Source organism: Azospira sp. MPR-E4, from assembly GCF_058809645.1.
The window spans coordinates 1-13,818 of record NZ_JBXAST010000035.1; the positions used below are offsets into that span (position 1 = coordinate 1).

Below are 13,818 nucleotides of genomic sequence, written 5' to 3' on the forward strand. Positions count from 1 at the left end.
GCTGCCAAGCCCGCCGCGAAGAAGGCTGCTCCCGTTAAGGCTGCTGCCAAGCCCGCCGCGAAGAAGGCTGCTCCGGCTAAGGCTGCTGCCAAGCCCGCCGCGAAGAAGGCTGCTCCCGTTAAGGCTGCTGCCAAGCCCGCCGCGAAGAAGGCTGCTCCGGCCAAACCCGCTGCGGCTCCCGCCAAGGTGGAAGAGAAGAAGCTCGAAGTTGCTGCCGCTCCGGCCGCTGCTCCGGCGCCGGCTCCGACCCCCTCCACCGCCGCCACTCCGGGCCTGAAGTCCGCCCTGAACCCGGCTGCCGCCTGGCCTTTTCCGACCGGCTCCCGCCCGAAATAAGCGGCGGAACAGGCACAACGGACAACAACCCCCGACCTAGGGGGGTGTTGTCCGTTTTCTTTTGGGGAATCCGCCGGGCAAGTCAGCAGGCGGATTGGGATGCATGGTGCTGGGGGCTGCGAGTGGGGCCCGGTGCTGGCGGGTGTCAGGCGAGTAGCTGGCGAATCCGTTCCACGCCTTCGGCCAGGCGTGCTTGTGCGTTGGTGTAGGCGAAGCGGACGTGGCTGCTGGCGCCGTGGTTGCCGAAGTCGATACCGGGAGTGATGGCGACGCCGGCCTCTTCCAATAGGCGGCGGGCAAAGCCGAAGCTGTCGTCGGTCAGGGTGCTGCAGTCGGCGTAGAGATAGAAGGCGCCTTCGGGCTGGGCGGTGATGCGAAAGCCGATGGCTTCCAGGGCCGGTGCCATATAGTCCCGACGGGCCTTGAATTCGGTGCGGCGCTGTTCCAGCAGGGCGATGGTCTCCGGCTGGAAGGCGGCCAGGGCGGCGTGCTGGGCCGGTGTGGAAGCCGAGATGAAGAGGTTCTGGGCCAGCTTCTCCACGTCCCGCACGAAGGGTTCGGGAATGACCAGCCAGCCCAGGCGCCAGCCTGTCATCTGGAAATACTTGGAGAAACTCTGGACGACGAAGATGTCGTCGCCGGCCGCCAGGGCCGTGGGGGCGTCGCTGTTGTAGGTGAGGCCGTGGTAGATCTCGTCGATGATCAGCTGCCCCTGGCGCTGGCGCACGAAGTCGGCGATGTCGGCCAGTTCGGCGGCGCCGAGCATGGTGCCGGTGGGATTGGCCGGCGAGGCGAAGAGGGCGCCGGCGGTGCGTTCGTTCCAGTGCTGTTCCAGGTCCTGGCGGGTCGGCTGGAAATTGCTGGCGGCGCCGACCGGGATGCTGACCGGAACGCCTTCGAAGGCGCGCACGAAATGGCGGTTGCAGGGATAGCCCGGGTCCGTCAGCAGCCACTCGCTGCCGGGGGCGGCGAGGCAGGCCAGGGCCAGGGTGAGGGCGCCGGAGGCGCCGGCGGTGATGGCGATGCGGCTGGCCGGCACGGCGATGCCGTAGCGCTGCCGATAGAAGCCGGAGATGGCTTCCCGCAACTCGGGCAGGCCCAGGGCCGGGGTGTAGAAGACGCGACCGTCCTGCAGGAATTCCCGGGCGGCGGCGAGGATGGGTTCCGGAGTGGGGAAGTCCGGTTCGCCCACTTCCATATGGATGATGTCCCGCCCCTGGGCTTCCAGCTCCCGGGCCCGGCCCAGCAGCTCCATGACGTGGAAGGGGGCGATGTCGGCGAGGCGGGGGGCGGAGACGGGCATGGCGGCTTTCCGTGGGGCGGTGGGTGTAGAGGGGAGGGGCTGCGGGCAAAAAGAAAGGCCGCCCTGGGGCGGCCTCTCAATCTTAGCTCAGGCGCTGGTGCTTAGGCGACGTCCTTGAACAGGCCCAGTTCGAACAGTTCGCGCTTCAGGGTCAGTTCCTTGGGCAGCTTTTCGCCCAGCTTGTCGAACCATTCCTTGTGCAGTTCCAGTTCCTTCTGCCAGGCATCGGCGTCCACGGTGGTGAGGGCGTCGAAGTCGGCCTTGTCGACGTCGGTGCCGGTCCAGTCGATGTCCTCGAAGCGGGGCATCCAGCCCAGCTTGGTTTCCTTGGCGGCGATGGTGCCCTTGCAGCGTTCCACGATCCACTTCAGCACGCGCATGTTGTCGCCGAAGCCGGGCCACATGAACTTGCCTTCTTCGTCCACGCGGAACCAGTTCACGCAGAAGATCTTCGGGGTGGCTTCCACGGTGTGGCCCATCTTCAGCCAGTGGTTGAAGTAGTCACCCATGTGGTAGCCGCAGAAGGGCAGCATGGCGAAGGGGTCGCGACGCACCACGCCCTGGGCGCCGAAGGCGGCAGCGGTGGTTTCGGAGCCCAGGGTGGCAGCCATGTACACACCGAAGTTCCAGTTGAAGGCCTGGTACACCAGGGGCACGGTGGTGGCGCGGCGGCCGCCGAAGATGAAGGCGGAGATGGGCACGCCGGCGGGATCTTCCCAGGCCGGATCGATGGAGGGGCACTGGGCGGCCGGAGCGGTGAAGCGGGAGTTGGCGTGGGCAGCCTTGCGACCGGCCTTGCCGTCTTCCGGGGTCCAGTCCTTGCCTTGCCAGTCGATCAGGTGAGCCGGGGCTTCCTTGGTCAGGCCTTCCCACCACACGTCGCCGTCATCGGTCAGGGCCACGTTGGTGAAGATGATGTTTTCCTTGAGGGTGGCCAGGGCGTTGAAGTTGGTCTTCTCGCTGGTGCCGGGGGCCACGCCGAAGAAGCCGGCTTCCGGGTTGATGGCGTAGAAGCGGGTGACGCCGTCCTTGTCCACGCGGGGCTTGATCCAGGCGATGTCGTCGCCGATGGTGGTGATCTTCCAGCCGTTGAAGGACTTGGGTGGGATCAGCATGGCGAAGTTGGTCTTGCCGCAGGCGGAGGGGAAGGCGGCTGCCACGTAGGTCTTTTCGCCTTCGGGGGATTCCACGCCCAGGATCAGCATGTGCTCGGCCAGCCAGCCCTGGTCGCGGGCCATGGTGGAGGCGATGCGCAGGGCGAAGCACTTCTTGCCGAGCAGGGCGTTGCCACCGTAGCCGGAGCCGTAGGACCAGATTTCACGGGTCTCGGGGTAGTGCACGATGTACTTGACGGTGGGGTTGCAGGGCCACTTGGAATCCTGCTGGCCCGGCTCCAGGGGGGCGCCCACGGAGTGCACGCAAGGCACGAACTCGCCATCGGTGCCCAGCAGTTCGCTGACGGCCTTGCCCATGCGGGTCATGGTGCGCATGTTCACAACCACGTAGGCGGAGTCGGTGATTTCAATGCCGATATGGGCGATGGGGGAACCCAGGGGACCCATGGAGAAGGGGATGACGTACATGGTGCGGCCCTTCATACAGCCCTTGAACAGGCCGTTGAGGGTCTCGCGCATCTTGGCGGGCTCTTCCCAGTTGTTGGTGGGGCCGGCGTCTTCCTTCTTCTCGGAGCAGATGTAGGTGCGGTCTTCGACGCGGGCCACGTCGGAAGGATCGGAGAAGGCCAGGTAGGAATTGGGGCGCTTGGCTTCGTTGAGCTTGATCAGGGTGCCGGCGGCGACCATTTCGGCGCACAGGCGGTCGTATTCCTCCTGGGAACCGTCTGCCCAATAAACACGGTCAGGCTGGGTGAGGGCGGCGATTTCCGCCACCCATTTCTTGAGGCCCTCGTGTTTGACGTAATCGGGAGCGTTGATCGGGGCGACGGTGTTGGAAGTACTCATGGTCTCCAGGTCTCCAGGAAGAGGTAAAAAATCCGAAAAATGAAACTAAAGAGAAATCAGGACCGCCAAAACGAAAACGCCCGACCTCGGTGAGGGCGGGCGAGCTTTTCGCGGAGCGCGTTGTCCTGGTTTTCCTGAGTGCGGCTCTTCTTGGGGAGCGACCGTTTGCTCACTGTGGGGCACGCGCACAGACACACGGCGCGGAGGGCGTCGCTGTCGGAGATCGCAGGAGAGGAACTGGTCTGCCTGCGGAGGTTTGCCGTGAAAAGCATGCTCGGCTTGGTTGTGGCGCGGTGAGCCCTTGACTACAGTGAATGAATCGGCGGGATTCAGGAAAGCGCGGGATTATGCCACAGGATCAGTCCAATAGAAACTCGACTATGGGGGATTACCCTGATATATTCTTTCATATCGTGAAACGACTTTTTGCATAGTGGATAGAACCATGGACAACAAGCAGCTGCGCGAAGCCGCCCTCTACTACCATCGCCATCCCAAGCCGGGGAAGATCTCGGTCCAGCCCACCAAACAGCTGACCAACCAGTACGACCTTTCCATGGCCTACTCCCCCGGGGTGGCCGCCGCCTGCGAAGAGATCGTCGCCAATCCGGCCGAAGTCTCCACCGTCACCGCCCGGGCCAACCTGGTGGGCGTCATCACCAACGGCACTGCCGTGCTGGGCCTGGGCAACATCGGCCCCCTGGCCGCCAAGCCGGTGATGGAAGGCAAGGGCGTGCTGTTCAAGAAATTCGCCAACATCGACGTCTTCGACCTGGAAATCGAGCAGCGCGACCCGGACATGCTGATCGAGACCATCGCCTCCCTGGAGCCCACCTTCGGCGGCATCAACCTGGAAGACATCAAGGCCCCTGAGTGCTTCTATATTGAGAAGAAGCTGCGGGAACGGATGAAGATCCCCGTCTTCCACGACGACCAGCACGGCACCGCCATCGTGGTCGGCGCCGCCATCCTCAACGGCCTCACCTATCTGGGCAAGGACCTGAAGCAGATCAAGCTGGTCACCTCCGGTGCCGGCGCTGCCGCCCTGGCCTGTCTCGACCTGCTGGTGATGCTCGGCGTACCGGTGGAGAACATCTGGGTCACCGACATCAAGGGCGTGGTCTATGAAGGCCGGGTCGAGGAGATGGACGAGATCAAGGCCCGCTATGCCAAGAAGACCGATGCCCGCACCCTGGGCGAGGTCATCGAGGGCGCCGACGTGTTCCTCGGCCTCTCCGCCGGCGGCGTGCTGAAGCAGGACATGGTGGCCAAGATGGCCAAGAATCCCCTGATCCTGGCCCTGGCCAACCCGACCCCGGAAATCCTGCCCGACCTGGTGAAGGAAGTGCGGGACGACGCCATCATCGCCACCGGCCGTTCCGACTATCCCAACCAGGTGAACAACGTCCTCTGCTTCCCCTTCATCTTCCGCGGCGCCCTGGACGTGGGCGCCACCACCATTACGGAAGAGATGAAGCTGGCGGCGGTGAAGGCCATCGCCGAACTGGCCCGGGCCGAGCAGAGCGAGATCGTTGCCGCCGCCTACGGCGAGAAGGTCTCCGGCTTCGGCCCCGAGTACCTGATTCCCAAGCCCTTCGATCCCCGCCTCATCGTCAAGATCGCCCCGGCCGTGGCCCGGGCCGCCATGGATTCCGGCGTCGCCACCCGGCCCATCACCGACTGGCCCGCCTACCTGCAGAGCCTCAACGAGTTCGTGTACCACTCCGGCCTCATCATGAAGCCGGTGTTCGCCCAGGCCAAGGCGGCGCCCAAGCGCATCATCTACGCCGAAGGCGAGGACGAGCGGGTGCTGCGGGCCGTGCAGGTGGTGGTGGAAGAGCGCATCGCCCGGCCCATCCTCATCGGCCGCCCGGCGGTGATCAATGCCAAGGTGGAAGCCGCCGGCCTGCGCATCCGCGAGAGCCTGGACTTCGACATCCTGGACCCGGACAACAACCCCCGCTACGACGAGTTCTGGCAGGAATACCACCGCCTGATGGAGCGCCGCGGCGTTTCCCTCGACTACGCCAAGCGCGAAGTGCGCCGCCGCCACACCCTGTGCGGTTCCCTGGCGGTGCGCCTGGGCATGGCCGACGGCCTCATCTGCGGCACCTTCGGCCGGCACCAGCTGCACCGCTTCTATGTGAAGCACGTCATCGGCACCAACGACCGCTCCAGCAGCTACTACACCCTCAACCTGCTGATGCTGCCGGGCCGCACCGTGTTCATCGGCGACACCTATGTGAACTACGACCCCAGCGCCGAGCAGCTGGCCGAGATGACCCTGCTGGCAGCGGACGAAATCCGTCGCTTCGGCATTACGCCCAAGGTGGCCCTGCTCTCCCATTCCACCTTCGGCACCGAGGACACCCCCACCTCCCTGAAGATGCGCAAGGTGCTGGAGCTGCTGGCCGAGCAGGCGCCGGAACTGGAGGCCGAAGGCGAAATGCACGGCGATGCCGCCCTGGACGAGCAGATCCGCCTGCAGGGCTTCCCCAACTCCCGCCTCAAGGGCCAGGCCAACCTGCTGGTGATGCCCACCCTGGATGCCGCCAACATCTCCTTCAACCTGTTGAAGACGGCTGCCGGCGACAACCTCACCGTGGGTCCCATCCTCATCGGCACCGCCCGGCCGGTGCATATCCTGACCCCCACCGCCACGGTGCGCCGCATTGTTAACATGACGGCCCTGACGGTGGTGGATGCGGGCACCGAGCGCTGATCCGGGCTTTGGCCCCGGCTGCCGGCCCCAAACGCCCCGACGCTCCGGCGCCGGGGCGTTTTTACGTCTGCCCGCCGGCCCAGGCGGGGCGCCATGCCTGGGCCGGCCATGGCGGCGAGGCCCGTCCCTGCTGCATTGCAACGTGATCCTGCCCGGGGCCCGCCTTACACTGGGATGATGGCTGACTCCCCTTCAAACTCCCCGTCCTCCCTGCCTCCCGGCAGTGCCGGTGCCACCGCCCTCGTCTTGTCCGGCGGCGGCGCCCGGGCCGCCTATCAGGCCGGGGTGCTGCGGGCCATCGCCGAACTGCTGCCCGATGCCCGGCGCAATCCCTTCCCCATCATCTGCGGCACTTCCGCCGGCGCTATCAATGCCGCCGGCCTGGCCTGCGGTGCGGAGAATTTTCGCGGCGCCGTGCAGCGCCTGGTGGGGGTGTGGGAGGCCATGGAGGTCAACCGGGTCTATCGCGGCGACGCCCTCGGCGTCGGCATCGCCGGTGCCCGCTGGCTCTCGGCCCTGGCCTTCGGCTGGCTGCTGCGGCGCAATCCCCGCTCCCTGCTCGACAACGGCCCCCTGCGCGAACTGCTGGCCGGGGAGCTGGATTTCCACGGCATCGACCGGGCGGTGGGCAGCGGTGCCCTGCAGGCCCTGTGCATCACCGCCTCCGGCTACAACTCCGGGCAGAGCGTCAGCTTCTACCAGGGCCTGGCCCATATCGACCCCTGGGAGCGGGCCCAGCGGGTCGGCGCCCGGGCCCGACTGACGGTGGAACACCTGATGGCCTCCTGCGCCATTCCCTTCATCTTCCCGGCGGTGAAGCTTAACCGGGAGTGGTTCGGCGACGGCTCCATGCGCCAGCTGGCGCCCATCGCCCCGGCTATCCACCTGGGGGCCGAGCGCATCCTGGTGGTAGCCGCCGGCCGCCTGGGCCAGGAGCGCCAGGCCCGGGGCGGCGGCGAAGGCTACCCGTCCCTGGCCCAGGTGGCGGGCCACGCCCTGTCCTCCATTTTCCTCGACGGCCTGGCGGTGGATATCGAACGCCTGACCCGCATCAACCGCACCCTCTCGGTCATCCCGCCGGAAGTGCGGCAGGCCTCCGGTCTGGCCCTGCGGCCGATCCAGACCCTGGTGCTGTCGCCTTCGGAGCGGCTCGACCACCTGGCGGCGCGCCACGCCCGCAGCCTGCCCTGGCCGGTGAAGACCCTGCTTTCCGGCATCGGCGCCCTGCGCCGCAATGGCGGCGCCCTCACCAGCTACCTCCTGTTTCAGGCCGATTACACCCAGGCCCTGATGGATCTGGGCTACCGGGACACCCTGGCCCGGGGCGACGAGGTGCGGGCCTTCCTTGACCTGGGTTGAAACCTGTTGAATTGCTTAAGGAAACTACGCCATCTCATTATTTTTCTTGAAGTATTAAGAACTCTGATTAAACTGACGTAAAATCCCTGTAACCCGACACCTCGCAGGAGAAATAAATGCGGAAGACGTTCATTCCCGCATTGCTGCTGGGTCTGGCAGCTGTTGCCGTGGCCGTTCCGCCGGCCGCCGAAGCCTCCCAGTCCAAGGCACGCAAGACTTCAAAATCCGCCCCCGCCGCCAAGGCCGCCAAGCCGGTCAAGGCCTCGACGAGCAAGCCGGCCACCGCCAGCAAGCCCAAAGTGATTTCCCAGAACGTGCGCAATTCCAATGTGCGCCGTGCTTCCGCCGTTCCCGCCGACTTCGGCGAAGCCCAGCGCCTGGCCGTCCAGTCCAGCGCCGCCCTGGTTCTGGACCAGGGCAACGGCGAAGTGATCTACCAGAAGAACGCCTCCGCCGTGGTGCCCATCGCTTCCATCACCAAGCTGATGACCGCCATGGTGGTGCTGGATTCCCAGCCCAACCTGTCGGCTCCGGTGACCATCGGCGAAGAGGACATTGACACCCTCAAGGGCAGCCGCTCCCGCCTTTCCGTCGGCACCGTGCTGACCCGGGAACACGCCCTGCTGCTGGCCCTCATGTCCTCCGAGAACCGGGCCGCCCACACCCTGGCGCGGCATTATCCCGGCGGCCTGCATGCCTTCGTCGAAGCCATGAACCGCAAGGCCCGCTCCCTGGGCATGATGGACACCCACTTCCAGGATCCCACCGGCCTCACCAGCAACAACGTGTCCACCGCCAACGACCTGGCCAAGATGGTGGCCGCGGCCCATACCTACCCCCTGATCCGGGAGTTCTCCACCACCTCCGGCGCCATGGTGGAAACCAATGGCCGCCTGCTGGAGTACCACAACACCAACGCCCTGGTGAAGAGCACCACCTGGGATATCGGCCTGTCCAAGACCGGCTACATCCAGGAAGCGGGCAAGTGCCTGGTGATGCAGGCCCGGGTGGCCGAGCGCCCGGTGGTCATCGTGCTGCTGGATTCCGCCGGCAAGATGACCCGCATCGGCGACGCCAACCGCATCAAGCGCTGGATGGAAAGCGCCTCCCTCGGTCGCCGCACCAGCCGCGCCTGAGTTTTCGGCACCCAGCAAAAAGGCCGCGCATTGCGCGGCCTTTTTCTTTTGCCGGGGCCGGGCGCTGTCGCCCGCCACCCGCCTATTTGCGCGGCTTGCTGTAGCCCAGGGCCTGGGAGATTTCGTCGGCGGTGCGCCGCACCTGGTCCACCCAGTCCGGATTGTGGCGGTCGGTGGGGGCGGAGACGGAGAGGCAGGCCACCAGATGGCCCTCGTCGTCGTGGATGGGGGCGGCAACGCACTTCAGGCCGATTTCCGCTTCCTCGTTGTCGAAGGCGATGCCGTGGCGGCGGATCTTGTCCAGTTCCTTTTCCAGGGCGGCCATGGTGGTCAGGGAGTGGGGCGTCTTGCCTGGCAGGCCGGTGCGCTTGGCGTATTCCTTCACCTCCTGGGCGCCGGCCTCGGCCAGGAACAGCTTGCCGACGGAGGTCAGGTGCAGGGGGGCGCTGCCGCCCACCAGGTACACCACCCGCACCAGGGAGCGGCCGCTGGAGGTGCGTTCGATATAGACGATCTCGTCGTCCCGGCGCACGCCCAGGTTGATGGCCTCGCCGATGGTTTCGTGCAGGGTCTGCATGAAGGGCAGGGCCACTTCCCGCAGATTGATGCGGGACTTGACCAGGTTGCCCAGCTCCAGCAGGCGGATGCCGAGGCGGTAGGTGCCCTGGTCGTGGCGCTCGACGAAGCGGGCGTGGGTCATGGCCGCCAGGATGCGGTGGGCGGTGGAGGGATGGAGCTGGGTGGCCTGGGCCAGCTGCTTGAGGCTGGCCGGGTCCGGCTGGGCGGACAGGGCGTCGAGCAGGGACATCATGCGCTCGATCACCTGGATGGAACTGCGGCTTTCCGGCTTCTCGCCGGCCGTCTTGGCGGCAGCCCGGGGGCTGGCCTTGCCTGCACTGCTTGCACTCTCTGCCATGTTCTCTCGGTCGCTTTCTTTATCGCATCCCTGGGTTTGTTCCCGGGAGCACTATAATTCGGCTTTCGCAGCCGTGACGGGCAATTTTCGCATTATGGAATTGTGCGTCGCAATATATTTTTGACTTTTTTCTTGCCCTTCCCTGCATAAGGCTCTTCTCGTGGAAGTTAAGTCCCTCCAATTTCGCGCCCGGGCGGCTGAGCGCCTGGCCGATCCGGCCCTCCAGTCCAAGCTGGGCGGCGCCAAGCAACTCTTCGTCGGCGGCCGGGCCCGGGTGGTGGCCGAATTCGACAGCGTCGGCCAGGCCGGCGACTTCGAAACCCTGCGCGGCATCGGCGCCGAGATTCGGGATACGGCCCTGACGGATCTGGATGCCTGGCTCGAGGCCTTCGAGGCCAAGGCCACCGCCACCGGCGCCACGGTGCTGTGGGCCCGGGACGGCCGGGAGGCGCAGCAGCTGATCGTGGACATCGCCAAGCGCCACGGGGTGAAGAAGGTCATCAAGTCCAAGTCCATGCTGTCCGAGGAGGCCGGCCTCAACGAGGGCCTGGAGGCCGCCGGGGTGCAGTCGGTGGAAACGGACCTGGGCGAGTACATCCTGCAGCTGGCCAAGGAACCGCCCTCCCACATCCTGGCGCCGGCCATCCACAAGAACAAGGAAGAGGTGGACGAACTGTTCGCCCGCTGCCACGGCCGCCCGGTGACGCCGGAAGGCCAGATCGACATCCCGGCCCTGACCCGGGAAGCCCGGGTGGCCCTGCGGGAACACTTCCTCTCCGCCGACATGGGTATCACCGGCGGCAATTTCCTGGTGGCCGAAACCGGTTCCGTGGCCCTGGTCACCAACGAGGGCAACGGCCGCATGGTGACGACCCTGCCCCGGGTCCATGTGGCGGTGGTGGGCATCGAAAAGGTCATTCCCACCCTGGAAGACCTCTCCGCCCTGCTGCGCCTGCTGACCCGCTCCGCCACCGGCCAGACCATCTCCAACTATGTCTCCCTGCTCACCGGCCCCCGGGCCGAGGGCGCGGTGGAAGGCCCCGAGCACATGTACTTCGTGCTCATGGACAACGGCCGCGCCGGCCTGGTGGGCGGCGATTTCCAGGAGATGCTGCGCTGCATCCGCTGCGGCGCCTGCATGAACCACTGTCCGGTGTACCAGAGCATCGGCGGCCACGCCTACGGCTGGGTCTATCCGGGCCCCATGGGCTCGGTCCTGACGCCCCTCTACACCGGCCTGGAACAGGCGCCGGACCTGCCCCAGGCGGCCACCCTGTGCGGCCAGTGCAGCATCGTCTGCCCGGTGAAGATTCCCCTGCCCGAACTGCTGCGCAAGCTGCGGGAAAAGCAGATGGAAACGGAACTGCGCCCCTGGCAGGAACGCTGGGCCCTGCGCACCTGGGGCTTCTTCGCCGCCCGGCCGCGCCTGTACGCCCTGGCCGCCGGCCTCGGCGCCCGGGCCCTGAAGCTGCTGGCCGGCGGCAAGGCCTCCATCCGCACCCTACCCGGCGTGCCCGAATGGAGCCGGGGACGGGATTTCCCGGCGCCCCAGGGCAAGACCTTCCGCGAGCTGTACGCCGCCCGCCGCCGGCAGGATTGAGCCGAACACCCGGCGCCGGCCAGGATTGAAGCGGATCAAGGTATTGGCCGCCGATCCCGCCTACGCTCCGGGGCCAGACGAATTTTCAAATTATTGAGGACAGCCACCATGATGCTCACCCCCAACGAAGCCCCGGCCCTGCCCCTGTGGATCGGCGGCCGCGCCTACCTGACCATGGCTCCCGTGTTCCGCGACATCCAGAACGCCGCCGGCGAAGTGCTGCGCAAGGTGCCCCTGTGCGGCGCCGACGAGGTGGCGACGGCGGTGGACAACGCCCGCCTGGCCCTGCCCACCTGGTCCGCCGCCGACGTGGAAACCCGCCGCGGCTGCCTCAAGAGCGTGGCCGACAGCCTGGACCGCTACGCCGGCCATTTCGCCAAGCTGCTGGTGGAAGAGACCGGCTGCGACCAGGGCGTGGCCCAGGCCGAAGTGGCGGCCACCATCGCCTGCCTGCGCCAGATGCCGGCGCCCCACGGCCAGCCCCGCCTGGTGGCCGGCCTCAGCGACAACGTGGCGCCCCTGCTGGCCCCCGCCGCCCTGGCCGCCTCGGCCCTGGCCGCCGGCGCCGTGGTGGTGCTCAAGCCCAGTCCCCTGGCCCCGTCCTGTGCCCTGGCCCTGGCCGAGCTGTTCACCCGGGCCGGTGTGCCCGACGGCGCCTGCAACCTGGTCCAGGGCGACGAGGCGGTGCTCAAGGCCCTGGCCGAGCATCCGGGCGTGGATCTGCTGGCCTTTGCCGGCGCCGCCGAGCTGGCGGAAAAAATCCAGTCCCTGATCGGCGCCCGCGCCCTGGTGGCCCTGGCACCGGCCGCCGTCACCGGCACCCTGCAGGCCGCCCTGCAGGACTGAACCCATGCATCGCATCGTCTATCTGGAGCGGGAATCCATCCGCGCCGAGGTGCGGCGCCCCGCCTTCGCCCACGAGTGGACCGAGTACGCCCGCACCACGGCGGCGCAGCTGGAAGAGCGCCTGGCCGGGGCCAGCATCGCCATCGTCAACAAGCTGCCCATCAGCGGCGCCCTGATGGCCCGGCTGCCCCAGCTGAAAATGGTGGCGGTGGCCGCCACCGGCACCAACAACGTGGATCTGGAGGCGGCCCGGCGCCAGGGCATCGTCGTCAGCAACATCCAGGGCTATGCGGTGCACACCGTGCCCGAGCACGTCTTTTCCCTGCTCCTGGCCCTCTCCCGCAACCTCCTGGCCTACCGCCAGAGCGTGGCCGAGGGGCGCTGGCAGCGTGCCGAACAGTTCTGCTTTTTCGACCATCCCATCCGGGACCTGCACGGCGCCACCCTGGGGGTGGTCGGCGGTGGCAGCCTGGGCCAGGGCGTGGTGCGTCTGGCCCAGGCCTTCGGCATGAAGGTGTTGCAGGCCGAACGCAAGGGGGCTGCCGTGGTGCGTCCCGGTTACACCGCGTTCGCGACCGTGCTGGCCGAAGCCGACGCCCTCAGCCTGCACTGCCCGCTGACGGCCGAGACCCGCCACCTGATCGGGGCGGCGGAACTCCAGGCGATGAAGCCCTCGGCCCTGCTCATCAACACCGCCCGCGGCGGCCTGGTGGACGAGGCCGCCCTGGCCCGGGCCCTGCGGGAGGGCTGGATCGCCGGCGCCGGTTTCGACGTGCTCACCGCGGAACCGCCGACGGACGACCATCCCCTGCTGTCCCCGGACCTGCTGGCTGCCCCCAACTTCCTGCTGACGCCCCACGTGGCCTGGGCCAGTGCCCCGGCCATGCAGGCCCTGGCCGACCAGCTGATCGACAACCTTGAAGCCTTCGCCCGGGGAGCCATGACTCCCGGTGCGGCGAACCGCGTCGCCTAAGGAGTTTCCATGTCCGCCCGCAACGACATTCTCAACCGCGTGCGCCTGCGCCTCGGCGCCGACGAGACCGAAGCCCGCAAGCAGCGGGTCGCCGCCGTCTTGGCCGCCCGCCCCGGCCAGCGCCAGGGCCCCCGGCCGACGGAGCGCGCCGACCTGCTGGGCGAGTTCCGCCGCCGCGCCGAAGCCCTGGCCAGCACGGTGGACGTGGTCTCCGGCTGGGCCGACGCCCCGGCTGCCCTGGCCCGCTACCTGGCGGCCCAGAATCTGCCGCGCCAGGGCGTGGCCTGGCCCGCCCTGGCCCATCTGGACTGGGCCGCAGCCGGCCTGGAGATCAGGATCGGCGCGGCCCGCGGCGATGACCGCCTGGGCCTCACCACCTGCTACTGCGCCATCGCCGAAACCGGCACCCTGATGCTGCTGGGCGAAGTGGACAACCACGGCGTCACCAGCCTGCTGCCGGAAACCCACGTCGCCCTGGTGCCGGCCTCCAGCCTGGTGTGGGGCATGGAGGAGGGCTGGGCCCGCCTGCGAGCCGAGCGGGGAGCGCCGCCCCGGGCCGTTAATTTCGTTTCCGGCCCGTCCCGCACCGGCGACATCGAACAGACCCTGGTGCTGGGTGCCCACGGCCCCTACCGGGTGCACCTGATCCTGCTGCAGGACGCCTGA

Annotated in this window: 10 protein-coding genes and 1 pseudogene; 8 read left to right on the forward strand and 3 right to left on the reverse strand. The window is 67.4% G+C overall.

The features are described from left to right. Nucleotides 1-336 (forward strand): annotated as a pseudogene (locus AC1RTA_RS11170) (hypothetical protein); the annotation flags it as partial. Between the two features lie 145 nt (nucleotides 337-481). Here the strand turns inward: AC1RTA_RS11170 and AC1RTA_RS11175 are convergent. Both AC1RTA_RS11175 and AC1RTA_RS11180 read right to left on the reverse strand, forming a co-directional pair. Further along, nucleotides 482-1,639, reverse strand: a complete 1,158-nt coding sequence (locus tag AC1RTA_RS11175) for a pyridoxal phosphate-dependent aminotransferase (protein ID WP_492784753.1) — start codon at nucleotides 1,637-1,639, stop codon at nucleotides 482-484. A 101-nt stretch (nucleotides 1,640-1,740) separates the two neighbouring features. Beyond that, nucleotides 1,741-3,600 (reverse strand): phosphoenolpyruvate carboxykinase (GTP), encoded by a 1,860-nt coding sequence (locus AC1RTA_RS11180; protein ID WP_014235256.1) that lies wholly within the window; start codon nucleotides 3,598-3,600, stop codon nucleotides 1,741-1,743. 445 nt (nucleotides 3,601-4,045) lie between these two features. On the opposite strand from AC1RTA_RS11180, the gene AC1RTA_RS11185 reads away from it, so the two are divergent. The 3 genes from AC1RTA_RS11185 (at nucleotide 4,046) to pbpG (ending at nucleotide 8,817) form a co-directional block, all read left to right on the forward strand. Next, a complete protein-coding gene (locus tag AC1RTA_RS11185) occupies nucleotides 4,046-6,322 on the forward strand; it encodes an NADP-dependent malic enzyme (protein WP_014235255.1) in 2,277 nt (758 codons plus the stop codon). A gap of 177 nt (nucleotides 6,323-6,499) precedes the next feature. Further along, nucleotides 6,500-7,681 carry a patatin-like phospholipase family protein gene (locus tag AC1RTA_RS11190; protein WP_014235254.1) on the forward strand — a complete coding sequence of 394 codons (1,182 nt, stop codon included), beginning with the start codon at nucleotides 6,500-6,502 and terminating at the stop codon, nucleotides 7,679-7,681. Between the two features lie 116 nt (nucleotides 7,682-7,797). Further along, a complete protein-coding gene (gene pbpG / locus AC1RTA_RS11195; protein WP_014235253.1) occupies nucleotides 7,798-8,817 on the forward strand; it encodes a D-alanyl-D-alanine endopeptidase in 1,020 nt (339 codons plus the stop codon). A gap of 82 nt (nucleotides 8,818-8,899) precedes the next feature. On the opposite strand, the gene AC1RTA_RS11200 is transcribed toward pbpG, so the two are convergent. Continuing rightward, nucleotides 8,900-9,733 carry an IclR family transcriptional regulator gene (locus AC1RTA_RS11200; RefSeq protein ID WP_014235252.1) on the reverse strand — a complete coding sequence of 278 codons (834 nt, stop codon included), beginning with the start codon at nucleotides 9,731-9,733 and terminating at the stop codon, nucleotides 8,900-8,902. 160 nt (nucleotides 9,734-9,893) lie between these two features. On the opposite strand from AC1RTA_RS11200, the gene AC1RTA_RS11205 reads away from it, so the two are divergent. From AC1RTA_RS11205 to AC1RTA_RS11220, 4 genes are all read left to right on the forward strand, one after another. Beyond that, complete coding sequence (locus AC1RTA_RS11205) at nucleotides 9,894-11,333, forward strand: LutB/LldF family L-lactate oxidation iron-sulfur protein (RefSeq protein ID WP_014235251.1); 1,440 nt, start codon at nucleotides 9,894-9,896, stop codon at nucleotides 11,331-11,333. Between the two features lie 108 nt (nucleotides 11,334-11,441). Then, nucleotides 11,442-12,179: an aldehyde dehydrogenase family protein gene (locus AC1RTA_RS11210; RefSeq protein WP_152089791.1), complete on the forward strand. Its 738-nt coding sequence runs from the start codon at nucleotides 11,442-11,444 to the stop codon at nucleotides 12,177-12,179. Between the two features lie 4 nt (nucleotides 12,180-12,183). Beyond that, on the forward strand, nucleotides 12,184-13,152 hold the full coding sequence (locus AC1RTA_RS11215; protein WP_014235249.1) for a D-2-hydroxyacid dehydrogenase: 969 nt from the start codon (nucleotides 12,184-12,186) through the stop codon (nucleotides 13,150-13,152). Between the two features lie 9 nt (nucleotides 13,153-13,161). Then, on the forward strand, nucleotides 13,162-13,818 hold the full coding sequence (locus AC1RTA_RS11220) for a LutC/YkgG family protein (RefSeq protein WP_492784754.1): 657 nt from the start codon (nucleotides 13,162-13,164) through the stop codon (nucleotides 13,816-13,818).